The 22604-nt window shown below is 35.7% G+C and carries 26 protein-coding genes and 2 tRNA genes; 20 read left to right on the top strand and 8 right to left on the bottom strand.

The features are described 5' to 3' along the window. Positions 1-22: 22 nt before the first annotated feature. From GA0061074_RS03220 to GA0061074_RS03180, 9 genes are all read left to right on the top strand, one after another. Positions 23-529 (top strand): hypothetical protein, encoded by a 507-nt coding sequence (locus GA0061074_RS03220; RefSeq protein WP_092461818.1) that lies wholly within the window; start codon positions 23-25, stop codon positions 527-529. Between the two features lie 207 nt (positions 530-736). Continuing rightward, on the top strand, positions 737-1207 hold the full coding sequence (locus GA0061074_RS03215; protein ID WP_092461816.1) for a phosphate-starvation-inducible PsiE family protein: 471 nt from the start codon (positions 737-739) through the stop codon (positions 1205-1207). 83 nt (positions 1208-1290) lie between these two features. Then, positions 1291-2310 (top strand): toxic anion resistance protein, encoded by a 1020-nt coding sequence (locus tag GA0061074_RS03210; RefSeq protein ID WP_092461814.1) that lies wholly within the window; start codon positions 1291-1293, stop codon positions 2308-2310. Positions 2311-2444: 134 nt separating this feature from the next. Beyond that, a complete protein-coding gene (gene spx, locus GA0061074_RS03205; protein WP_092461812.1) occupies positions 2445-2843 on the top strand; it encodes a transcriptional regulator Spx in 399 nt (132 codons plus the stop codon). Between the two features lie 164 nt (positions 2844-3007). After that, the gene (locus GA0061074_RS03200) at positions 3008-3766 is read left to right on the top strand and encodes an adaptor protein MecA (RefSeq protein WP_092461810.1); all 759 of its coding nucleotides are present in this window, start codon (positions 3008-3010) and stop codon (positions 3764-3766) included. Positions 3767-3909: 143 nt separating this feature from the next. Next, positions 3910-4920, top strand: coding sequence for a competence protein CoiA (locus GA0061074_RS03195; RefSeq protein ID WP_092461808.1), 1011 nt, complete (start codon positions 3910-3912; stop codon positions 4918-4920). Between the two features lie 97 nt (positions 4921-5017). Then, positions 5018-6835: an oligoendopeptidase F gene (gene pepF / locus GA0061074_RS03190; protein ID WP_092461806.1), complete on the top strand. Its 1818-nt coding sequence runs from the start codon at positions 5018-5020 to the stop codon at positions 6833-6835. A 117-nt stretch (positions 6836-6952) separates the two neighbouring features. Beyond that, positions 6953-7351, top strand: coding sequence for a DUF948 domain-containing protein (locus tag GA0061074_RS03185; protein ID WP_092461804.1), 399 nt, complete (start codon positions 6953-6955; stop codon positions 7349-7351). A 24-nt stretch (positions 7352-7375) separates the two neighbouring features. Next, positions 7376-7939: a prolipoprotein diacylglyceryl transferase gene (locus tag GA0061074_RS03180; RefSeq protein ID WP_092461802.1), complete on the top strand. Its 564-nt coding sequence runs from the start codon at positions 7376-7378 to the stop codon at positions 7937-7939. Between the two features lie 77 nt (positions 7940-8016). Here the strand turns inward: GA0061074_RS03180 and GA0061074_RS03175 are convergent, their stop codons facing one another. Then, the gene (locus GA0061074_RS03175; RefSeq protein WP_092461800.1) at positions 8017-9117 is read right to left on the bottom strand and encodes a M24 family metallopeptidase; all 1101 of its coding nucleotides are present in this window, start codon (positions 9115-9117) and stop codon (positions 8017-8019) included. Positions 9118-9374: 257 nt separating this feature from the next. On the opposite strand from GA0061074_RS03175, the gene ccpA reads away from it, so the two are divergent. The 3 genes from ccpA (at position 9375) to GA0061074_RS03160 (ending at position 13647) form a co-directional block, all read left to right on the top strand. After that, positions 9375-10379, top strand: coding sequence for a catabolite control protein A (gene ccpA / locus GA0061074_RS03170; RefSeq protein WP_092461798.1), 1005 nt, complete (start codon positions 9375-9377; stop codon positions 10377-10379). 421 nt (positions 10380-10800) lie between these two features. Beyond that, entirely contained in the window at positions 10801-12273 is a 1473-nt protein-coding gene (locus GA0061074_RS03165; RefSeq protein WP_092461796.1) for an APC family permease, read from the top strand. Between the two features lie 33 nt (positions 12274-12306). Further along, entirely contained in the window at positions 12307-13647 is a 1341-nt protein-coding gene (locus tag GA0061074_RS03160) for an aspartate aminotransferase family protein (RefSeq protein WP_092461794.1), read from the top strand. Positions 13648-13721: 74 nt separating this feature from the next. Here GA0061074_RS03160 and GA0061074_RS03155 read toward each other — a convergent pair whose 3' ends face one another. The 3 genes from GA0061074_RS03155 to GA0061074_RS03145 all read right to left on the bottom strand — a co-directional run bounded on the left by GA0061074_RS03155 (position 13722) and on the right by GA0061074_RS03145 (position 16191). Next, entirely contained in the window at positions 13722-14303 is a 582-nt protein-coding gene (locus GA0061074_RS03155) for a TetR/AcrR family transcriptional regulator (protein WP_159426646.1), read from the bottom strand. A gap of 15 nt (positions 14304-14318) precedes the next feature. Next, on the bottom strand, positions 14319-15638 hold the full coding sequence (locus tag GA0061074_RS03150; RefSeq protein ID WP_092461790.1) for an ABC transporter permease: 1320 nt from the start codon (positions 15636-15638) through the stop codon (positions 14319-14321). A 118-nt stretch (positions 15639-15756) separates the two neighbouring features. Continuing rightward, positions 15757-16191, bottom strand: a complete 435-nt coding sequence (locus GA0061074_RS03145; RefSeq protein WP_092461788.1) for a MerR family transcriptional regulator — start codon at positions 16189-16191, stop codon at positions 15757-15759. A gap of 146 nt (positions 16192-16337) precedes the next feature. On the opposite strand from GA0061074_RS03145, the gene GA0061074_RS03140 reads away from it, so the two are divergent. The 4 genes from GA0061074_RS03140 to GA0061074_RS03125 are packed head-to-tail and all read left to right on the top strand — an operon-like array spanning position 16338 to position 18694. After that, positions 16338-16655 (top strand): carboxymuconolactone decarboxylase family protein, encoded by a 318-nt coding sequence (locus tag GA0061074_RS03140; RefSeq protein WP_092461786.1) that lies wholly within the window; start codon positions 16338-16340, stop codon positions 16653-16655. A gap of 32 nt (positions 16656-16687) precedes the next feature. Further along, positions 16688-17101: a cupin domain-containing protein gene (locus tag GA0061074_RS03135; protein WP_092461784.1), complete on the top strand. Its 414-nt coding sequence runs from the start codon at positions 16688-16690 to the stop codon at positions 17099-17101. Between the two features lie 18 nt (positions 17102-17119). Further along, positions 17120-17806, top strand: a complete 687-nt coding sequence (locus GA0061074_RS03130) for a dihydrofolate reductase family protein (RefSeq protein ID WP_092461783.1) — start codon at positions 17120-17122, stop codon at positions 17804-17806. Between the two features lie 18 nt (positions 17807-17824). Beyond that, a complete protein-coding gene (locus GA0061074_RS03125) occupies positions 17825-18694 on the top strand; it encodes an aldo/keto reductase (RefSeq protein WP_092461782.1) in 870 nt (289 codons plus the stop codon). 78 nt (positions 18695-18772) lie between these two features. Here GA0061074_RS03125 and GA0061074_RS03120 read toward each other — a convergent pair whose 3' ends face one another. Together GA0061074_RS03120 and GA0061074_RS03115 are read right to left on the bottom strand one after the other, a co-directional pair. Then, the gene (locus GA0061074_RS03120) at positions 18773-19168 is read right to left on the bottom strand and encodes a MerR family transcriptional regulator (RefSeq protein WP_092461781.1); all 396 of its coding nucleotides are present in this window, start codon (positions 19166-19168) and stop codon (positions 18773-18775) included. Positions 19169-19257: 89 nt separating this feature from the next. Then, entirely contained in the window at positions 19258-19863 is a 606-nt protein-coding gene (locus GA0061074_RS03115) for an NAD(P)H-binding protein (RefSeq protein WP_092461779.1), read from the bottom strand. Positions 19864-20027: 164 nt separating this feature from the next. Between GA0061074_RS03115 and GA0061074_RS03110 the strand changes: the two genes are divergently transcribed. From GA0061074_RS03110 to GA0061074_RS03095, 4 genes are all read left to right on the top strand, one after another. After that, on the top strand, positions 20028-20867 hold the full coding sequence (locus GA0061074_RS03110; protein WP_092461777.1) for an SDR family oxidoreductase: 840 nt from the start codon (positions 20028-20030) through the stop codon (positions 20865-20867). Between the two features lie 108 nt (positions 20868-20975). Beyond that, positions 20976-21539, top strand: coding sequence for a cadmium resistance transporter (locus GA0061074_RS03105; RefSeq protein WP_092461775.1), 564 nt, complete (start codon positions 20976-20978; stop codon positions 21537-21539). Between the two features lie 16 nt (positions 21540-21555). Beyond that, the gene (locus tag GA0061074_RS03100) at positions 21556-21864 is read left to right on the top strand and encodes an ArsR/SmtB family transcription factor (protein ID WP_240005857.1); all 309 of its coding nucleotides are present in this window, start codon (positions 21556-21558) and stop codon (positions 21862-21864) included. Between the two features lie 79 nt (positions 21865-21943). Next, a complete protein-coding gene (locus tag GA0061074_RS03095) occupies positions 21944-22144 on the top strand; it encodes a hypothetical protein (RefSeq protein WP_092461771.1) in 201 nt (66 codons plus the stop codon). Positions 22145-22356: 212 nt separating this feature from the next. Here the strand turns inward: GA0061074_RS03095 and GA0061074_RS03090 are convergent. Both GA0061074_RS03090 and GA0061074_RS03085 read right to left on the bottom strand, forming a co-directional pair. Further along, positions 22357-22445: transfer RNA gene (locus tag GA0061074_RS03090), tRNA-Ser, on the bottom strand. 85 nt (positions 22446-22530) lie between these two features. Then, positions 22531-22602 (bottom strand) — tRNA-Glu (locus GA0061074_RS03085). Positions 22603-22604: the final 2 nt, after the last annotated feature.

The following is a 22604-nucleotide window of genomic DNA, read 5'->3' as shown; positions in this document are numbered from 1 at the left end:
ATGATGACAGGGGGAAATTATCATGACTGAGTATATACACGAAACTTTTGGATCTCGAGCAGTGCTACAGAATATTAGGAATCAAAATTTACAACGGGAATTATTGCTGATGCGTGATGATGCAGATCGTCAACGATATGAGTTATTGGAAAAAACAACGGATGAACAATCAGTTTTTGCAATGCCAACTACTTATAAAATACTTTCAAGTCATGGCGAAACTGAGGAATTGCGTGGATGGATGAACTTTACTTCGCTTACTTTAAATGATTTAGAGCGAGATAACTTCTTACGTCGCTATAATAATGAAACATTTGCTATTGGTACGCAAGGTTTCATTAGTTCGTATGTTTTACAACGAGCTGATAATAATCATGAAATTGTTATCTTATCAACGTGGCAATTAAAGAAAAATTGGACCGATTGGCAAGCAAATAGTAACTTTTCATTAAAGCGTTATGAACATAGTCAATACAATCTAAGAACAAAGCAATTAAGTTTTGCTGCTTTTACAAAACAAAACATTTAATTTAGATTTTAATCAAACTTTTCTGATATAATTAAGGCAGTTGGAAGTTGATATTAGTATCAACTGAGATGGATTGCTATAAATGACATCTTGATGACTCTAGTACCCTAACATAAAGGACACTAGAGTTTTTGTTTGGTCAGGATTGTAGTAGTACAAAACGCTGGTGTTTGATCGTATAAAATAATAAACAACGGGGGTTGTGCAATGAAAAATAATCATCTTGAAAAGAGTTATAATGTCGTGTTAGGTGCAGGGATGTTAGTACTGGGCATTATTATGTTTGGCTTTTTTTTGAAAGACGTATGGCAGTTAGCGCAATTACTGTGGACAGCCAATCTAACAGATAATTTTTATGCCATCACACGTTTAATTCTGGAAACTTTTTTGTTTTTTGAATTTGTTGTTTTGACACAGGAATATTTTTTGAAAAACCATATTTCATTAGAAAATTTTATGTATATTGGTATTACAGCGATGTTACGTAACCTGTTGGTTTATCATGATGATACTATTGGTATACTGATTCAATCTGTTGCTATTGGATTGATGATTTTAGTTTTGATTGCATATCGTTGGTCACGTCGTCATTTGGCAGATTTAGAGCATCAAGAAGAGCGAACAGAATATATATTTGCTGAAGAACATGCAATAAGTAAAAAGATAGATAACGACTAAACCGTTATCAGTAATTGGTAAAGCAAAGATAGAAAATAACCCAGTGTTATTGGGTTAAATAGCATAAGGTGTGGGGGTTAAGTATGTTGGAAAAACATTCCTCACCAATAAAAGATGGGGCTGTTAGTTATAAAAATTTAACACCTAAAGAACGGGTTAAAGCGTTGGAGTTAGCACAATATTTAGATGTTGATAATCAAAAAACAATATCGGTATATGGGCTTATAACACAGCAGAAATTATTTCGTTTTTATCAAGAAATCCTAGAACATAGTCAAGTAGAAGAGATTAGAGCGGCAGTTAATGACACGTTAAATGCATTAAAGCCAACCTTGGAACAGGTCAATCCGGATAAGTTAATACCTGTTCAGCAGAACCGGTTTGCCCATATTTTTAATAATATGCAGTCAATGATTGAAAATCTTACTGCTAATTATCAACAAGTAAGTGGTGAAATCGCAGAACTTTCGGACCAACTACAAGATTTACGTGAAACTTTAATTAAGGAAAATAAATGGCTGTATAATCTATCACAAAAAAACGAATTATTTTTTCAAGAAATGAGTATGTATCAAGCCGGTGCGAATATGAAATTAGCAGATGTTGAAAAAAGAGAATTACCACTCGCTGTTAAAGTGACTGGTGTTTCACAAGATCAGGTTAAAATTCAAAATTTAGCACAATTTAAACAGTTACTCTTTTCAAGAGTGAAGGACTTAGAGTTAACGGAAAATGTAATTATGTGGCAAGAAGATAACTTACAGTCGTTACGAATTAATAATCAAAATTTGATTGATGAAATTAACGTTAATATTAATACTGGCTTGGCTGCATGGCAGAATCAATTTATTTTAACGTTAACAACGTTTAATCGAAAACAAACAGGGCGTGTTCATAAAAAAGATGCTTTGATACAAGTATCTGAAGGTATAGAAAATGTTAAGCAACTGCAACAGATACAACAGCATTTGTTAGCAATTATTTCAGCTGTGTTACTTGATCAAAGAAATAGTAATAAAAAGCGAAAATTAATCAAAAGAAAAATGCATGATTTGAATGAACAACTAAATGAAATGATAAATAATAATACTATTGATGCATAGTTTGTCTGTTATAATGAGATTTTTTTAATTTATTACAGGAATTTAACAAAAAAGGGTTACATGTTGAGGGTGATACCGTTATAATAGGTCTATAAGGAATAGTCGAATCATTGTAGTGCCGAGAGGAGGCCATTATGGTAACGTTATATACATCACCTAGTTGTACCTCATGCCGAAAGGCCCGTGCATGGCTAAAAGAAAATGGAATTTCTTATCAAGAACGAAATATCTTTAAAGAGCCATTAACACGAGATGAAATTAAGAATATTTTACGGATGACTGAGGACGGAACGGAAGAAATCATTTCGACGCGATCGAAGTTGTTTACTAAATTAGACGTTAAATTAGACGATATGTCATTAAGTGTGTTAATTGATTTATTACATGAAGAGCCTGCATTGTTGAAGCGACCATTGATTATGGATGAAAAGCGGATGCAAGTTGGTTATAATGAAGACGAAATTCGTCGTTTCTTACCACACGAAATGCGCCAAGAAGAATTGGCCCGTGTCACTGCTATGGTTGATTTATAGTAAACACGTTATTTTATAATATATGATAATAATTTAGGATAAAGTTGATGTAATAATAAATACATCAACTTTTTTCTAATGTATTAAACTAAAATAGTGAGAATTTGGTATAATGTCTTATTAGGAAGTGTTCTCATCTTAGTGAGAAGAAAGGGGTGCCCATTATGGAAATGGAACGAATAAATGATGATACAATCCGAGTTGTGGTCACCAATGATGATTTAGCAGAGCGGGATATTTCAATTGTTGATTTGTTGGGCAACCAAGATAAAATTGAGGAATTCTTTTATAGCATTTTAGAAGAAATTGATATTGAGGGTGACTTTGAAAATAATGAAGCAGTAACTTTCCAGGTGTTACCTAATCAAAATGGTTTAGAATTGTTTATTTCTAAAAATATTGATGATAAATCAGTTATGGAGGGAATGCTTAATTCAGTTTTGGGGAAACGTGATGTAAGTGATGCTGAGGATGATGTATCAGATGATATTCTAGATGCATTGTTAGACAACGATGATTCTAAATCACGTAATACGCAAAAATTGACGAATGGAGAGGCACAGTCAATTAAAGCTACACAACAACAAAATCTTTCTGATTCTGCGGGCTTTGTAAAAACGCCGGCTGATCAAAGTTTAGTTTTGCAGTTTGATGATTTTGAAGCTGTTATTCAGTTTTCATTAAGCATGTCAAAACAACAATTTGCGCTTGATAGTAAATTAGTTAAGTATCAAGGTAAGTTTTTCTACATTGTCAATATTGATGGCAATTTCTTGGAATATAACTATACAATGGCGGATTTAAAGGCAATGGCTTATGAATTTGCCCAAGCTGCTGATATTTCACCTGATGTTTTGATCGAACATGGTCAGATGATTTTTAAGAATGATGCAATGACTAATGTTGTTACTTATTTTGGCTAATATATTTATAAAGAATCGTAAATTCGACATAATTTTGTCGGATTTACGATTTTTTTGATGCGTATAAAAGTAGTTTCGCATATTAGTATCTTTTGGACATAATGGTTATTTAAATACTCTTTATTGTATGGAGGTTTTTGAAGATGTTTATTGCCAAAACTAAAGAGGATAACCACTTAATTGAAGCAACACAAGCAAACCATTTACAAAGCTATTATTGTCCGGCTTGCAATGAGCGTGTGCGTTTAAAAAAAGGTGAGATTAATGTTCCGCACTTTGCACATATAGTTGGAAGCTTCTGTAGTGCTAGTTCAGAAGGGGAAACAAGCATTCATTTGCAAGGCAAATTAGCATTATTTGAGTTATTTAGGAAACAATATGATGAGGTTAGGCTAGAACCATGGCTGTCTAAAATTAAGCAACGACCAGACTTAATGCTCAGAAAAGGAAATCAGTGGTTTGTTATTGAATTTCAATGTGCAACTATTTCAATAAAGAACGTTCAGAAACGTACAAAAGGGTATCAACAGTTAAAACTTAAAGTTATTTGGATTTTGGGTGAACCTTATCAAAAAAAGCGGCTGCAGGCGGGAACGCTTGCTAAATTTGCAGTCATACGCGAACGACAGCTACAAATTGCTTTTTGGCAACAAGAAAAAGGCATTATCTGGCATGCTTGGTGGCAAATTGATGGTAAAACGAAACTTTTAAAGCGACAAGTAATTCATAATCAAGAGCAACAATTATTGAAATTACAACAAGCGATTATACAATCAAAACCAGAAATTCGTGTAATTCAGAATGAACTTTATCATATGAAACGATTTGTTATTGGTATACCATGGGCGTGTCACCCACAATATCCGTTACCTGGAGGGTTGAAATGTGCACAATGGCAAGTTATTGTTTATATTTTGTTAGCACTAGAAAAACAACCATTAACCATCGCACAATTGATAATAATTTTAACGAAGCAGACTTGGCGACAATTTGGTTGTGTTTCAATTCAGGCAGTGCAAGAAATGTGGTTAAACTACTTATTAGCTGATTTGATGTCAAACAAGTTGTTAAAGAAAGTAGCCGATAAAATGGTATTAGTTAAACCTCTGGAATGGTATGAGACATATCAAGAAAAATTACAATTAAAACCATAACTTACTAGTACAGTAAGTGAATAGTATGAAATTTTCTGATAACGTGCTAGAAATATGTTAAAATGAAGAACATATTAGACTGAAATGAGGAAAAATGATGGCAAAAGAATTACCTTTACGCGATGACTTACCAGAATCAGCCACTTGGGATTTATCAAAAATTTTCGCAAGTGATGCCGATTGGCAAGCAGCGTATGATGAGTTAAATGAACGACTAGTAACTGCTGATTTTTTTGCACAAACTGCAATCAATTCAGGTAAAGAACTTTATAATGCATTGCAATATGGTTTAGGTCTTATGCGTGACTTAGAGACTTTATACGTGTATGCATCGATGAAATCAGATCAGGATACGGCAAATGGCTTTTATCAAGGTCTAAATAACAAAGCGGAATCATTGGCAGCTAAGGTATCTGCTGCAATCGCTTTTTTTGATCCTGCTGTTTTGTCACTTTCTGAAGAGCAATTAAAGGCCTTTTTCGAGGAAGAACCACGTTTGCAAGAATATAAGCACTATTTTGAAGATATTCTAACGCAAAAGGGACACGTTTTGTCAGAAGATCAGGAGAAACTTTTGGCTGCAGCTGGTGATATTTTTGGTGCATCTGAACGTACTTTTGGTATGTTAGATAATGCTGATATTACTTTTGATGCAGTGGAAAATGACGAGGGCGAATTAGAAACATTATCAGATGGTGTTTATTCACGTTTGTTAGAGTCTGTTAAACCTGAAGTTCGAAAGAATGCATTTAAGACATTTTATGCATCATACATGGCTTTAGATAATACGTTTGCTTCTTTGATTGGTAGTCATGTTAAAGGACATAACTATTTAGCAAATGTACATCATTATGATTCAGCAAGACAAGCAGCATTAGCAGCTAATAATGTACCAGAGGTAGTGTATGATACATTGGTTGAAGAGGTAAATAAGGCCTTGCCATTGTTGCATCGTTATATGGCTTTGCGTAAGCGCTTATTGGGCTTATCAGAACTACATTCATATGACCTATACACACCAATCCTTGGGGAACCTGATTATGATATTGATTATCCTAGTGCGCAAGCAGAGGCATTAAAGGCTTTGGCACCATTAGGAGAAGATTATCTTGATATTGTACAAAAAGCATTTGATAATCGTTGGATTGATGTTATCGAAAATAAAGGTAAGCGTTCCGGTGCATATTCAGGTGGTGCATATGACACAAATCCATATATTTTGTTAAATTGGGTTGATAACCTTAATAACTTAAGTACGCTAGTTCATGAAATGGGGCATTCTGTCCATTCATATCTAACACGAGAAAATCAACCATACCAATATGGTGATTATCCAATTTTCTTAGCTGAAATTGCATCAACAACAAATGAAAACCTATTAACTGATTATTTGTTACGTACAGTAGAAGATAAAAAGTTAAAGGCTTATGTATTGAATCAATACTTGGATGGTGTCAAGGGAACTTTGTTCCGCCAGACACAGTTTGCAGAATTTGAACAATGGATGCATGAAACTGACGCACAAGGAACACCTTTGACGGCAGATATTTTGAATGAAGCCTATGGAGAATTAAACAAACGTTATTACGGTCCGGCATTAACGTTCGATGAAGAAATCGCACATGAATGGGAACGTATTCCACACTTCTATTACGATTATTATGTTTTCCAATATAGTACAGGTTTTGCAGCTGCTACAGCGTTAGCGGATAAAATTTTGCATGAAGGAACCACGGCTGTTGATGATTACAAAGATTACTTAAAGGCTGGTTCATCAGCCTTTCCAATCGATGTAATGAAGAAGGCAGGTGTTGATATGACAAAGCCCGATTACTTACGCGAAACCTTTGCAGTCTTTGAAGAACGATTGAATGAATTTGAAGCATTAGTTGACGAATTATCATTGGATAAATAAATATTTCAAAAGCGAATATATTCCATATATAATGATTAATTAAAGTATGATAATTGCCAGTATCGTTATAAAACTGTAAAATAAAGGTTATACGGAGAAATAGGAGGGAATGAATATATGTCAGGTGGACAAATTGCACTAATAATTTTAGCAATTGCTGTATTGTTATTAGTTCTATTTATCGGATTGTTCTTAGTTAAATTAACGCAAACTTTGGGTGTGGTAACAAAGGATGTTGATGTAATTGCTCGTGGCGCTAATGATATATTGGCTAATGTTGATACACTATTAAGTGATGTTAACGGTAAAGTTGCAACAATTGATCCTGCTTTCCAAGCAATTGCTGACTTGGGAACGTCAGTTTCAGATTTGAATGCGGCAACAGCTAATTTGACTAGCAAAGTCAAGGGCTCAGCAAGCTCTAATACGACAAAGGTAGCATCCGCTGTCTTTGCTGCTAATACAGCACGTAAGAACCATAAGAAAAATAAGAAAGCAAATAAAACAGCAGAATAGTTGATAAAATAGGAGGGTCAGATTATGTCAAAAACAAAAGGATTTTTAGCAGGAACGATCTTTGGTGGTTTAGTAGCCGCAGCCGGATATGGTTATTACAAGATGATGACGGTTGAACAACAAGCTGATTTAAAGGCTAAGTTTGATGATACTATTGCAGACGTACGTGATAAGGTTGTTGATTACAGTTATGCAGCCACTGATGCGGTTGCTTCTGTCCGTGAAAAGGCAGATGATTTTGTTTCAGATAAAAGTTATGCTTTTGATTCAAAGGTAGCTGATTTGAAGTCTTCAGCTGAAGATAAGTCAGCTGAGTTGCGTGAAAAGGCAGATGACTTAATTGCCTCAGCACAGGAAAAAGCAGATGATTTACGTAGTCAAGCCAATGATTTGAAGAATAAGGCTAAGTCAGGCGCAGCGGAAGTGACAGAAGAAGATATTGTTCTATCACCAGCTGATGATGCTTTGGATTCAGAAACATTTGAAGAATTAACAGAAGAAGCATCTGCAGAACCTGAAGTTTTGAACCCAAATGTTGGGTTATCACAAACAGGTGAAAAGGGATTGTCTGATCTTTCTGAAAAATAAAATAAACTATTAGTATTAATAAAAGCGCTAGCCTTGATATGAAATGTATCAGGCTAGCGCTTTTATTGTTAATAATATTAATCAATGATTCGTAGTTCTTTAGATGAATGCGTATATGGATCAACACCGTTTTCAGTAACGATAACTGAGTCTTCGATACGAATTCCCAAGTCGCCAGGAATGTAGATACCTGGTTCAATTGAGAATGACATACCAGGTTGCAAAACAAGATCATTACCTTGAGCAATTTGGATTGATTCATGAACAGATGAACCAATTCCGTGACCCAAACGGTGAACGAAGTACTCACCGTAACCAGCCTTAGTAATAACGTCACGAGCGATACCATCCAATTCGCCAGCCGTCATACCAGGCTTAGCAGCGTTTTGGGCAGTCAATTGTGCATCTAAAACAACGTTGTAAACGTCACGTTGGTGGTCAGATACTGATTGGAAAGCAACTGTACGAGTAGCGTCAGAAACATAACCATCATAGATTGTACCTAAGTCAAATAGGGCTAAATCACCAGATTTTAGTGTGTTGTTGCTAGTGTCACCATGAGGTTCAGCAGCGTGGGCACCAAATTGTACTAATGTTTCAAAAGACATACCTGTAACACCAGAAGATTTTAGCTCATATTCTAGCTTTGCCATGACTTGTAATTCAGAAACACCTTCTTGAAGTGCAGCAAAAGCAAATTCAAAAGCACGGTCGGCATCAAGTCCTGCTTTATGTAGTTTAACAATTTCGTCAGGAGTCTTAATAAGATGCATTTCAGTCATCAAAGGTGATAAGTTACCAATAAACTTTGCTTCGGGTACTGCTGTTTGAATAAATGAAGCACGGTTTAGAGTTAATTGGTCTTTTTCAACAGCCCACTTTTCAGTATGAGTTGTGTGTGCATGTAGATGTTCACCAATCAAGGCCCAAGGGTTTTCTTGATCTTGGTAACCATATACAGGATGCTGCCAACCAGAATTTTTTACGGCCTCAACTTCAAGAGCAGGGGCGAAAATAAATGGTTCATCTTCTGGGAAGACAAACAATGCTAAGACACGCTCAATTGGGTCAGAATTAAATCCAGTTAAGTAGTCAATTGAATGGAAGTCTGAGAAGTACGCAACATCAAGTTGTTGTTCATCAAGCCAATTTTGGATTGAAGTAAGTTTATCAGTCATTAAAAAATTCTCCTTTAATAATTATATGATTAATTGTACGCTCATTTTTAAAAAATGCCTATCTATGCGGAAAAGTTATGTTACAATTAATCATTGTGTGAAATTATTATTAAAAGATGAAACAAATCATGAAAACATGGTACAATCACTTCGAAAGCGGTTTCATAATGCACGTGTTTTTTACTAGTAGTGTGTTAGCGTAAGCAACTTTGTTAGTAATGGAACTTGAATATATTTGTATCGACAGGAGAATAGTAATGGATAAGCAAACAGTTACAATTTATGATGTTGCACGGGAAGCGAAGGTATCAATGGCTACCGTTTCACGTGTTGTTAATGGAAATGCTAATGTTAAGTCAGAAACGAAAGATAAAGTTAAGGCTGTTATTGAGCGTCTTGGCTACCGACCAAATGCAGTTGCGCGTGGATTAGCATCGCGTCGCACGACAACTATTGGCGTTGTCATTCCAGATGTTACTAATCATTATTTTGCAGAATTAGCTCGTGGAATTGATGATGTTGCTGCAATGTATCATTATCAAATTATTTTGGCAAATTCAGATGAATCAAATACCAAAGAGGTTCAAGTTATGGAAAATCTTTTGGGAAAGCAAGTTGATGGTATTATCTTTATGGGGAATATTGTTAACGACGTGATTCGTGATGAATTTAAGAAGGCAGATGTTCCGGTTGTTTTGGCTGGCTTATTGGATGAGCAGGAAGAACAGCCATCAGTAAATATCGCTTATCGCGCAGCAATGACTGACGCAACGACTCGTTTATTAAAGGCAGGACACAAAAATGTCGCCTTTATTACAGGTGATTTGAATCATTATATGAACAAAGGTCATCGTTTGCTAGGTTACCAAGATGCTTTGGCAACATATGATATTCCATATGATGAGAAACTTGTCTTCCAAGGCAACTATGATTACCAATCTGGTTATGAGCTAGCTGCGGCTGTAAAAGCTTCAAATGCGACTGCCGCAGTCGTGTCTAACGATGAAATGGCCGCTGGATTAGTAAATGGATTAACAGATGCTGGTGTTAGTGTTCCTGACGACTTTGAAATGATTACAAGTAATGATTCAAAATTGACAGTTATTACACGACCACAGTTGTCATCAATTACGCAACCTATCTATGATATTGGTGCGGTAGCAATGCGTATGTTAACAAAGTTAATGAATCGTGAAGAACTTGCCGCTAATGATATTATTTTGCCTCATGGTTACATTGATCGTGAGTCAACAAAAAAATAAACGTTAAAAATAAAGTTTGATAAGAGAACGAGACAAAAGTCGTTTATGCGGTAAAACTTTCAGCTTTATAATTAATGCAAATTTAACTAAAAGACGTTGGGGACATCTTTTGTACCCTAACGTCTTTTTATTTTATTTTTTAACCCTATTATAATAGTGCTTTAGCACGTTAAATGATAAAAAAATTAGAAAAATATTGACTTTTATAACTAATAAGATATTATGGATAATAACTGGTTTTTAGATTATTGTATTTTTCTGTCATTTATAGAGTTTATTAATGCAATTATAGAGAATAAAATAATAATTTTTGAATCGGTTTTATTATGTTTTATCGTTGTTTTTAATTGTTAGATGAAAACAGTTAATAAATTAATCGATTATGGTTATTAATAAGGTCACCCAAGATAGGAGTAATTATATGGGGCTATGGTCAAAATTTATGGAGCGCGAAGACGCTTCAACATATATTAGTAAAGATTCGGAAATGCCACGTGTTTTGCATACCAAGGATTTCTTGGCATTAGGAGTTGGGACGATTGTTTCAACAGCTATTTTCACATTGCCGGGGGTTGTGGCAGCTAAATACGCAGGGCCTGGAGTTGTCTTTTCATTTTTGTTGGCAGCAATTGTGGCCGGATTTGTGGCATTAGCATACGCTGAAATGGCATCAACTTTACCAGTTGCTGGATCTGCTTACTCATGGATTAACGTATTGTTCGGTGAAGGATTCGGCTGGATTGCTGGTTGGGCTTTGTTGGCGGAGTATATTATTGCCGTTGCCTTTGTTGGGTCCGGTTTATCTGCGAATTTCAGAGGTTTATTGTCGCAAGTTAACGTGCAATTACCAGCTTCATTATCTGGAGCATTAGATACACATACTTTATTTGGTTGGTCACAAGCAGTTAGTGGTCCTAAAGGTGGTGTGATTGATATTGTCGCTTTTATTGCGATTGCTTTGGTTGCTTTGTTACTATCACGCGGGGTGCACGAGGCATCACGTATTGAAGTTATTTTAGTTGTTGTTAAAGTATTTGCTATTCTACTATTCATGTTTGTTGGTTTGACGGCTATTCACCCAGCAAACTATTCACCATTTGTACCAGCATATAATCCAAGTGGTGCGACAATGGGTGGTTTCCAAGGAATTTGGGCTGGTGTCTCTGGTATTTTCCTAGCGTATGTTGGATTTGATTCAATTGCTTCTAATTCAGCTGAAGCCGTTAATCCACAAAAGACAATGCCTCGTGGTATTTTGGGTTCATTGTTAATTGCGGTTGTTTTGTTTGTTGGTGTTTCAATTGTGTTGGTTGGTATGTTTAAATACACACAATATGTTGATAATGCTGAACCAGTTGGTTGGGCATTGCGTCAATCAGGTCATCCAATTGTTGCCGCTGTAACTTCAACGATTGCGGTTATTGGAATGGTAACAGCTCTAATTGGAATGATGATGGCTGGTTCACGACTTCTTTACTCATTTGGTCGTGATGGTATGCTTCCTAAGTGGTTAGGTCAAGTAACGCCAGATAAGGGATTACCAAATCGTGGTTTGCTTATTTTGACTATTATTGCCATTATTGTTGGATCATTCTTCCCATTCTCATTCTTATCAGAATTGATTTCTGCTGGAACATTAATTGCCTTTATTTTCGTGTCATTGGCAATGTATAGCCTACATAAGCGTGAAGGTAAAGATTTGCCTGAAGCAGGCTTTAAAATGCCAGGATATCCAGTTACACCAGCTATTGGTGCAATTTTGTCAGCTTGGGTCTTCTGGGGTCTAAGTGCAGAAGCTAAGATTTACGCACTAGTTTGGTTTATCATCGGTATTATTGTCTACTTTGCATATGGGGCAAATCATTCAGTATTAAGAAAGAAGACAAACAATTAATTGTTATTTTTTTAAGGGGGAAAGAAAATAACTATGGTTAAAAATGATGAAATTTTAAGTGAAGAGGAGCAACATTTTGCTGGTGCAGGTCGTGTTTACTATTTTGATGTGGTCATTGATTCAGGAAAAGGTGCTATCTTAACAGATGTTGATGGTAATGAATATATTGACCTATTAGCTAGTGCTAGTGCTACTAATACAGGTCATGCGCATCCTAAGATTGTTAAGGCAATTCAGGATCAGGCTGAAAAGCTAGTTCACTATACGGCTGCATATTTTGCATCTGCTACGGAAGCAAAATTAGCTAACGAACTAGTTAAGTTAGCACCAGGTAATCCAGATGATTGGATGGTTGTATATGGTAATTCGGGCTCGGATGCAAATGACGCAGTTATTAAGTTTGCCCGTGGTTATACCGGACGACCAAATGTTGTATCGTTTGTGGGCGCTTATCATGGATCAACTTATGGCTCAATTTCTGCCTCCGCGGTTAGTCTAAATATGAGTCGTAAAATAGGACCATTGTTGCCTGGATTTTATAAAGTGCCATTTCCATCACCAGAGAAGCGTCTAGCAGGTGAAAGTGACGCAGACTTTGTAGAGCGGATGTTTGTAGCTTTTAAAGAACCTTTTGAAAATTATCTACCGGCTGAAGAAACAGCTGTTATTATGGTTGAACCAATTCAAGGGGATGGCGGTATTATGGCGCCACCAGCCGGCTATTGGCAAAAGGTTGCAGAATTTGCTCATGAGCATGGTATTTTATTAGCGGTTGATGAGGTTAATCAAGGTTATGGCCGTACTGGAACATTTTGGTCATTCGAGCACTTTGGTTTGGAACCAGATCTTATTGCAATGGGGAAGTCAATGGCTTCGGGAATGCCATTAAGTGCAGTCTTAGGTCGACGTGAAATCATGCAGAGTCTGGAAGCCCCAGCAAATGTTTATACGACAGCTGGAAATGTTGTGAGTGCTGCAGCAGCATTGGCAACATTGGACGTTATTAAGTCAGAAGACTTAGTTGCACGCTCTGCAAAGTTAGGTGAAGTTGCCCAAAAGTTCTTTAATCATGAAAAAGAGCAATTTGACTTTATTGGGGACGTCCGCTTGTATGGGTTAAATGGTGGTATCGACATTGTGGATCCTCAAACAGGCTTAGGCGATGAACAAGTAACAAATACAATTATTTATAACTTGTTCAAAAATGGGGTGTTAATGATTTCACTACGTGGAAGTACATTGCGTTTTCAACCACCTCTAGTTATTGAGGAAGATGATTTACAACGTGCGTTTACAATAATGCACCAGGTATTTGATGATTTTGCTAAAGGTAAGTTGTCAGAACCGAATGGTCGCCATCACATTGGTTGGTAAATGAATTTATAAAAATAGCAGATTGCCGTTTGTTGAACCGGCAACCTGCTATTTTTTTACTGTTATAGTAAATTTTATTTTAAGTGTTTGGCAAAAGTACGGATATTGTTTTCTAAAAACTGTTCAGATTTAATGAATAACGCTGAATTAGGATAGACGAACGATGCCACAGCATTACCGAAACAGAGAGTGACAAAACTATCAACTTCAGTGGCAATATCAATTTCGGCACTTATTTCGCCTGTTTGCATCAACTCACGGAATTTGTCCATTAATAAGTCGTGAAAATACTGTGGTAACTGATTTATTACTGATTCAATTTCTGGAAATTCTGCTGATTCATGTAGTGAAAGTAGAAAGATTGATTGATGCTGTTTAATGAATTGTTGATAAATACTGGCAGCTTGCACTAGGTCTGTTTCAATATCATTATGAAATTCAAAATCGTTTGCTGCCTGTTTCACATCAAGTAGATAGTCTTGTGTTAACGCTTTTAAGATACCAGCTTTATTTTTAAAATGTCTAAAAACTGTACTCTCATTAACATTAGCAACTGCAGCAATTTTTTTAGTTGTTGTGCCCCGATAACCATACTGGCGAATCAGGTCTGAAAATGCTTTTAAAATTGTTTCTTGAACGTGGTTGTCATTTGACACGAGTATAAACCTCCATTAACCCAGTTTATCAAATCTTAACATCGTTTGTTGCTTCTTGAAAGTAACAATGATCAGGTTAATTACTATGATACCAACTATTAGGGCGATAAAGCTATACCATAGTGATGATGTTGTTGTGCCACCATACATAGCGTTAAAATCGTTTGTAATACCATAATACATAGGGGTAAAGCTATGTATTGATTTAAAGAAAGTATTCATTGTCGCTACTGGGACCATACCGGCACCGGCCACAACCTGTAACATTGTTAGGAAAATATTTAATGCAGTTCCAACCTGACCGAGTATTAGTAGCATTATTGAATTAAAATTATAAGCCGCAAAGATAGTTAATAGATGTGATAACCAAAGCTCACCGAAATTACCAGTACCAATCATTGCTGAAATTGCCCAAGAAACGACACCTGCAATAATGATTGCTTCAAGGAACATAGTGAGTTCAAGATTGGCAAAAGCTTTAAAACGACCAATTTGCGGAGCGAATTTAGCATAAGTATTATAGAGAATTAATGCACCAATTAGAGATCCAAGATAAATTGACAAGTTAGCAAAGAATGGTGCTAGTGAGTTATTTAAGCCAGTATCAACTTTGTTTTGACGTTCAATATTAATATTGATGTTATTTATTAATGGTTGTGCTTGAGACTGTGCATTACTTATAATTTTATCTTTTTTCTCAGTAGCCGTTTGTTGTGCTTTAACCTGTGCTTGATTAGTCTGCTCTTCAAGTTTTTGCGTCAATGCTGCCTGCTGTTCAGCTGGAGCAGTGCTAATTACTTGTTTTTGCTGATTAATTTTAGCTTTAGCAGTTGCTTGATCTTGCTTAAGTTGCTGCTGTAAGGATTCTAATTGTGGCTTAGCAATTAATAAAGTACCTTTTTGAACACCAATTTGTTGCTGAACAGTGTTACCGATAGTTGTAGCAGTTGATTTCATGGCGCTAACTACTGAAGTTTGATTTGACTCATTAATATAAAAGTTCAAATTTGGCTGTTTATTTGCTGAAATGTCGTTAGCAAAATTTTTGGGAATATTAATAATTAAGAAGGTATCACGATTATTTAATGCTTTCTTTGCGTTGGATAGATTGGTTGTTGATTTGATGTGCTTATAAGGTAAGGCTTTTTTAATTTGTTTTGTTAAGGTATTACTCTTTTGATCTTGATTAACCATTGTAACAGGAAGTTCATCTACATTATTTGGTACAGCACTATAACCTGAATAGTAAATAAAGAAAACGATGATACCGTATAGTAATCCGACTACTAAGGCTAGGATAGGGCCTTTACTTGAGATAAATTGTTTAAATTTCATTATTGAAACCTCCGCATGATTTTATTTACGTGGTTATTATACGGCTAACGCAAAATGCATGCAAGCACTTGCTTTTTGTGAAGTGCAAATTTCCTAATAATAGAAAATTTTTGGGTAGTTAATAATTTTCGTGACCTAAGTGTTCTAGATAGGTTTTGAATTTTTCACTTTCAGAAATAATGCCAGCATCTTTAGCTTCATACCAGTTAATCTTATCGTTTAAAATTTGTAGATGTTGTTGAATTTCTGCTAACTCTTTTAAGAAATTGGCTTTGGTTGTTTTTAAGAGGGATAGACGTTGTCGAATTGTTTGATCACCTTGTTCGCGTAGGGTGATGTATTGTTTTAAATCGGCGATACTCATCCCCGCTCCCTTGAGATGATTTAAGAAACGTAACCAATCAAAGTCATCACTAGTGTAGTAACGATGACCATTAGCTGACCGTTGTGGTTTTATCAAGTTTTCAGATTCATAATAACGTAAAGTTGATGTCGGAATGCCGGTTAATTGACTAAATTCACCAATATTATAAGTTTTTTGAGTAATTGGCATGAATAGATTCTCCTTATAGTTAACTTTAAGTATTATTATACAGAAAAAATATATCTAAGTAATATTAAGCGAAATATTTGACTTAAAGTGCACTTTAGGTCTTACAATAAATTTGTTGAATAAATATTAATTAGGGAGGCGCCATTATGGCTAAGAAACAAACGGCGGGGCAAGAGCAGTTAGGTGAGTTTGCACCACAATTTGCTCATTTAAATGATGATGTTTTGTTTGGCGAAGTTTGGGATAAAGAAGATGAATTAAGTGCACACGATCGTTCACTAGTAACAATTGCAGCACTTATTGCAATGGGAAATACTGAACAATTAGCGACGCACTTACAAATTGGTAAAACTAATGGTATTACGCAGGAAGAAATTGTAGCTGAGATTACACACCTTGCATTTTATGTTGGTTGGCCTAAAGCATGGTCAGCTTTTAATCGTGCTAAAGAAATTTGGCAATAAATTAGATTATTTAGAATTAAGGAGAAAATAATATGACAAATCAAAAAGTTGAACAACCAGGTGTTTTTCCAACTGGCCCAACTAATGATGCTTTCGCACAATATTTTATTGGTCAAAGTTACAATCAAACATTGGTTACGCCAGGAGACGATGTGAGTGTACCAGTTGGTAACGTGACCTTTGAACCAGGATGTCGTAATAATTGGCATATTCATCACAATGGTAGTCAAATTTTGTTGGTTACTGGTGGACAAGGTTGGTATCAAGAAGAGGGAAAGCCTGCACAACTATTAAATCCTGGTGATGTTGTTATTGCTCATGACGGTGTCAAGCATTGGCATGGTGCAACCAGAGATAGCTGGTTTAGTCATTTGGCAATTACGACTGGCGAGTCAGAATGGCTAGAACCTGTTGAAGACGATGTTTATAATCAATTAGAAAAATAAGATTCACAAGAGGTAGTTATGATGCGTAGTAAAGTGGTTATTCATATGTATGTTTCAATCGATGGAAAAATCGATGGACCGCATGGTAGTGGAGTCTCAAGTGCATACTATTCGGATGAATTATTTAGAATGAGTAACGCTGATGCAAATGGGCGCGAGACAATTCAGATGTATGCAGCTCCTGTAACTCCTGATTTAAGTGATTTTGAAGATACACAAGTACCGTATGAAGATTGGTTACCAGAAATTGTATCTGATACCTGGTCTGTATCATTTGATCGTCAAGGTAAGTGTGGTTGGACTAGAAATTATTTTGAGTACAATGGGCATCAAATGCATGCCATTGAAATTGTTACGAAACAAGCAAGTCGAGCCTATTTAGCCTTTTTGCAATCAATGAACATTCCATATATTATCGGTGGTGAAACAGAATTTGATTTTGAAATGGTATTAGAAAAATTACGTGCACATTTTGATATTGAAACTTTGGCAGTTTGTGGTGGGGCCATGATTAATGGTGCTTTTTTGAAAGCACATGTTGTGGATGAGATTTCATTAGTTGTAGCACCTCATGTTAATGGGGATGAAAAGAAAAAAGCCAGTTTTGAAACAGTGGGTCAATATGTTGATGATACATTTGTTTTTGATCAAGCAAAGAAATTGTCAGATGGTGGTGTCCACTTAATTTTCAAAAATAAACGGTAGTTATAAAAGGAGGATTAAATGACAGTTTTAGATGAAACATTTACATTATCAAATGGTGTCAAAATTCCAAAGTTGGGCTTTGGTACCTGGTTAATTGATAATGATAAGGTCGTTGAACCCGTTAAAGTAGCGCTTGATGCTGGTTATCGACACATTGATACAGCGCAAGCATATGGTAACGAAAAGGGCGTGGGTTTGGCACTACGTCAGTCTTCAGTACCACGTGAAGATATTTTTGTGACAACTAAATTAGCGGCTGAAATTAAGTCGTATGACGAAGCCGTCGCTGCCGTTGATCAGTCACTTGCAGATTTAGGGTTAGATTATGTGGATATGATGATTATTCACGCTCCACAACCATGGGCTGATTTTAGAAATGTTGAACATTATTTTGAAGGTAATTTAGCAGCATGGCAAGCTTTGGAAGAGGCTTATGATGCTGGTAAAATTAAGGCTATCGGTGTTTCGAATTTCGAACAAGTTGATTTAGATAACATTTTACAAAATGGTCGCATTAAACCAGCCGTTAACCAAATTTTGGCGCATGTATCTAATACACCATTTGATTTAATTAAATATTGCCAGGATAATGATGTACTAGTTGAAGCATATTCACCAGTTGCTCATGGTGAAATTTTGCATAATCCAGAATTACAAAAGATGGCTGATAACTATGGTGTTAGTGTTGCACAATTGTGCTTGCAATATTGCTTGCAGTTGGGGATGCTACCATTGCCAAAGGCAGAAACACCAAGTCATATTATTAGTAATACTGAATTAGCATTCACAATCAGTGATAGCGATATGGCCACTTTAAAGCAGGTTGATCACATTGATAATTACGGGGAGTCAGATTCATTCCCAGTTTATGATAAGACCGATAAGTAAAACAATATCGCAGTAAATTAAAAGCGTAGCGCAATAAATTTTGGCGCTACGCTTTTTGAATTATCAAATATTAAAAATTTAATCATTTTTACCAGGAAAAGGTCGCAATTTATCCTCAGCTTGGATAGTGTGGGTTTCATAATTGTCTATTTTATAAGACAAACGATCTTTTGCTTGTGATAAAGTATTAATCTTTGCTTGTAATTGTTCCTTTTGCTCGTTTAATAGCTTGATACGAGCAGGGATTGATTGATCACCCATTTGAAATAGCTTAATATATTCAATTAACACTTCAATGGAGACACCAGCATCACGCATTTGACGACTAAATTGTAGCCAACGTAGGTCCTCTTCATCAATATCCCGAATACCATTTTCATGACGTTTGATGGGCGGTATAATTTCGATTCGCTCATAATAACGGATGGTATCCGCCGAAAGACCACTGATTTCACTTGCTTGTTTAATGTTCAATTTACCATCCTCCTAATGTTAATTATTCTATACCTTAGAGTCAGCTCCAAGACAAGTGACTGTGGTTATTTGTTTTGCTTTAATCTTGTTTATGAATTTGGTCGATTAATACCAAAATTTTGATTGATACCAAGTGAATCATCAGTTATTAATTTCACAGCAAAATCTGCAATGCTATTGATGGCGATATCATGGCCACCAAAAGGCTCATCCTTAGTTGTAATCTCATATGTTTCTGAACCGTGTTCAAACCAACCAGGTCGAATAATTGTATAAGCCAACGATGATGCTTCAATTAAATCAGCGGCTTGACGATACTTCTTTAAATATGGATTGTGTTGAAGATTACCACTTATACCAATGCTTTCAGGTATTTCATTATAAATACCCATTGATGCAATAAAAATAATGCGCATAACTTGTACTTCTTGCATAACTGTTATGATGTTTTTAACGTACTTTGGCAAATCACCACTTAATGCAATGAAGACAACGTCTTGATTTTGCATTGCTTTAAATAATTCCGTTGTATGATTGAGATCACCACTAATGCTGGTTTCTCTGTCATTATTGAGTGTTAGTTGGTTAGCAGTTCTGGCAAATAAAGTTAAATGATAGTCTGTTTTTGTTAATAACAGATGGCGAGTGGCCTGACCGATTGTTCCGGTGGCACCGATAATCAGAACGTTTTTCATAAAATTGTACCCTTCTTTCTAGTTATCTGTTTGTGTTAAATAACCCGTTTCTCATATAAAGATTGTATTTAATATACACCTTGGAGTGAACTTTAACGCAAACTGATTTGACTTGAAGTGCACTCCAAGCCTTATAGTAAAAATAACATAAGGGAGGTGCGAAAATGTTACAACAAAAAGATGTTATGTTAGTTGTCGGCGCTGGCCAATTGTCACTAGCTATTACGCGTAGAGTTGGTTATGGTAAGAAAATTATTTTGGGTGATCGTAGCAACGAAAATTTAGCAATAATCAGTGAAGTACTTCAAGATGCTGGCTTTGATGTGACAACTTATCAGATGGATTTATCATCTCGTGAATCTATTAAGAGCATGATTGAATTTGCACAAAATTTTGGGCAAATTAAAATGCTAGTTAATGGTGCAGGTGTTTTACCGTCCCAAGCATCAATTGAAACAATTTTGGCGGTTGATTTGTATGGTACGGCAGTTTTGTTAGAAGAAGTTCGTCAAGTTATTGCACCAGGTGGTGTCGGTGTTGTTATTTCCAGCCAATCTGGTTTTAGAATGCCAGCATTAACGCCACAACAGGATCGTCAATTAGCAATGGCACCAACTGAAGAGTTGTTGGATTTGGATTTCTTACAGCCTGAAAATATTAAAGATTCATTGCATGCTTATCAGTTGGCTAAACGCTGCAATGAAAAACGAACAATGTATGAAGCTGTTAAGTGGGGTGAACGCCAAGCACGTTTGAATGACATTGCACCGGGTATTATTGTGACACCATTAGCACGTGATGAATTTAATGGTGAACGAGGTGACTTTTATAAAAATATGTTTGCGAAATCTCCAGCTGGACGGCCGGGAACTGCAGATGAAGTTGCGGATGTTGCAGAGTTGATTATGAGTGAGCGAGCACAATATATCAGTGGCTCAACCTTTTTAATTGATGGTGGAGCAACGGCATCATATTATTATGGTCCATTACAACCTGAAGAATAATGATAAAACACCAATTTTTTATAATTGGTGTTTTTTTGTGTGCGTTATCTAGAACATGTTAATATAAAACATATGTCAAAAATAACATATGTTTTGTTGGAGGCTGAAATGAATATAGGTGTTATCGTTATAACGTTTTTAGGGGTTAATATAGATTTTTTCTTCATGTTGTTATTTTTACTAAAAAAATATAATGTGGTGGAAGTTTTAGTAGGCTATCTAGTAGGTGTTATGCTGTTATTAGTGGGTAGTTATTTAGTTGGTGCAACATTAGGCATATTTTTACCAGAGTGGCTTTTGGGTCTGTTAGGAATACTACCGATATATATGGCTTTTCATGATAATGATGATGACGGCGGACCTAAATGGCGCAAGCAACCTATTGTAATGGTCTTATTGACTTACTTATCAGTATGTTCCGGGTGTGTATTAGCAATTTTTTTACCGATTTTGATTGGTAAAAGTATTCGTGAATTATTATTAACTATCTTGACGATCGCAGTACTGACTGTTCTGATTATTTTTATAATTAAATTATTGCTAACGACTAAATCTATTGTAAAATTAATGAATAGATATGGCGAAATCATGATGAAAATTTGCTATATTTTAATTGGCCTATATGTATTTTGGGATAGCGGCTTAATTCATCATGTTTTATCATATTTATAAAGGAGCACGGTGTGTGATGGACGATCAACATTTGACGGAAATGACCAGCATTATGAAACTGTTAAGTAATCGTATTAGAATCAATATGCTGTATTATTTAGAGGATAGGACTCTAAATGTAAAAGAATTAAGTGAAATATTAGGCATTGAGCAATCGGTTGTTTCTCACAATTTGGCTCTATTACGTCATCACCAGTTGGTGACAAGTGAAAGAATTGGTAAATATAATTATTATCGATTAAATGATCCGCATATTTTGGATGTGATTAATGAGACTTTTGAGCATGCGGATCATGTGTTACGAGGTAAAAAGCATGGTGAATGATTTCTAAAGAACGCAAAAGGATATTCATTAATTTATAGGAGAAATAATAACTTTTGATTAGCTAGGAAGGAGATTAACGGTGAAAAAAATTTTGCCCATCTTATCTATAATTTTGTGGGTGGTTACAATTGGTATTTTTATAAATGCTTTCATGCATCATGATTTATGGGGACTGACACCAATTATTGCACATAATAGTATTCATGGAATTTTTGGTTGGTCATTAATGCTGTCGATTGTATTTTCAATTTTATGGGTAATAGTTAGACACAAAAAATAAAGATTTTAAAAGCGCTGTTCGATGATGAGCAGCGCTTTTTGAGTTTAGAAATTAGTCATGTGTTTTTAGATAATCAAAGTATCTTATGCTATAAAAAAGCCATATTATTGACAAGATAAATTTTTCTCTTGTCAATAATATGGAGATAACAACTTACAAAAGTTGAATAGGGGTATTTTTGCGTTTATAAAGAAAGTCTCAAAAACACAATAAGGAGCCAACGGGATTTGAACCCGTGCGCCGGCTCAACACCGGTTCGGCGGATTTCGAGTCCGCTGCATTACCACTCTGCCATAGCTCCATAACAACTAAATATTATACCGATATTTAAAAGGTATTTCAAGCATAAAAAAACTAGGGTATTCAAATACCCTAGTAATAAATTATAGCTCATCAGGGAGTCGAACCCTGGATGTCGGTGTGAAAAACCGAAGTCTTAACCGCTTGACCAATGAGCCAT

It is taken from the genome of Weissella bombi, assembly GCF_900094835.1.
In the GTDB taxonomy this organism is placed as follows: Bacteria; Bacillota; Bacilli; order Lactobacillales; family Lactobacillaceae; genus Weissella; species Weissella bombi.
Note: the sequence above shows the minus strand (reverse complement) of the source record. Positions and strands in the feature narration are given on the sequence as shown.